Source organism: Mesorhizobium sp. M0317, from assembly GCF_040321555.1.
Taxonomy (GTDB): domain Bacteria; phylum Pseudomonadota; class Alphaproteobacteria; order Rhizobiales; family Rhizobiaceae; genus Mesorhizobium.
On the sequence record NZ_JAMYRV010000103.1, the window covers coordinates 1 to 1,318 of the forward strand.

General features: G+C 59.9%; 1 pseudogene. It reads left to right on the plus strand.

Annotated features, from left to right (window positions below):
• Positions 1 to 1,137, plus strand: a pseudogene (locus tag NKI88_RS31690) (hypothetical protein); the annotation flags it as partial.
• Positions 1,138 to 1,318 lie beyond the last annotated feature (181 nt).

Below are 1,318 nucleotides of genomic sequence, written 5' to 3' on the forward strand. Positions count from 1 at the left end.
ACGGCGCGCCATCATGATGCGCCGGATTCGTCAGTGGTTGATCTGAATCCCCCCGCACCGTTCGAGTTGCGTGACCATGCTCGTTCTGTGCCGGCGGCGGTGCAGCCAGATCGCCCAAAAGTGGTCTCCGGTCCCGACAAGGGTCCTCTTTATTCCAACGATGCGACCCTTGTCGAAGGGCTGAGGTCAGCACTCTATGCCGGTAAGATCGGGGAGATCACGGTCAAGCGCCATGTAGATATTCTTTTCGGCTTTGGTCATTGGCTCGTTGAAAATAACAAGCTGGGGATTGCGGATCGGCTTCACGATTCGTCGCTGGATCGGGATCGCAAGGAGTACGAGATCTGGGGTGGCCCCTCGGCCGTGGCTGGGTCACTGGGTCGTCTCAAGACGTGGGCGGGCGGAGCGCCAGTGGTGGGCCGCCCTGCCCTGAATCCCCACCCTGCCGACGCCGTGCTCATCAGAGAGTACACAGCGGCTCTCATCAAAGCGTACGAGGCAGCGCCGACCGGGCCGAAACCCCGTACCGTTGAGGTCTATGGGTCTGCTCTTAGACGTTTCAGTCAATGCCTGGTTGAAAACAAAAAGCCGGGGATTGCGGATCGGCTTCACGAGCGGTCGCTGGATGAAGATGCCAAGCGCCATATGAAAACCGCTGACATCAGTGCACTAACTCATCTCCGGAAGTTCGCACTCGGGCGCGAAATTGCCCTTGCTGCTCGTCCGGAAGACGCAGTCGGCATGGAGGCTCGTGCCATTGGGGACGCCGCTGCGCAGACCGCGGCACAAGCTCATGGCCACGCAGGAGAGCAGGGACCCATCTCTCGAGCTCAACAAGTCGCGCCAGCGCCGTTTGAACGGCACTTGGGCAAGAAGCGCGAGGCCCAGGACGGACTGACGAGTACACTTGACAGGGGCAACCTCGTGAACAGCGGGGGCGTCATCATAAACAATGAACATTACACAGCGCTGTTGAGACCGGCGAAGAGGCAGAGGACTGATAATCCGCAAAGCCGCGCCATGGGGCGGCAACTGAGCGAAGCAACCACGACGTCCATCAGCCAAGCCTCCGATCAAGCCCGAGCGGACCTAATGGCTTCCTTCAGAAGCAGGGAGCGCTCCGACGCGGGGCGTTGAGCTCCATGGCTGGGGTCAAGCAGAACAGCTCTCTTGACGACAGAGGGGCTGATGCGATCTCCGGACCGGTAGCTCTCGCCGTAATTGATCAGGCTGACCCCAATCTCCAGCATAGCTCACTGTCACGCGGCCAACGTGCCTCCGTAGCTAACATCTACGTCAGCGTTGAAGAAGTACCCTG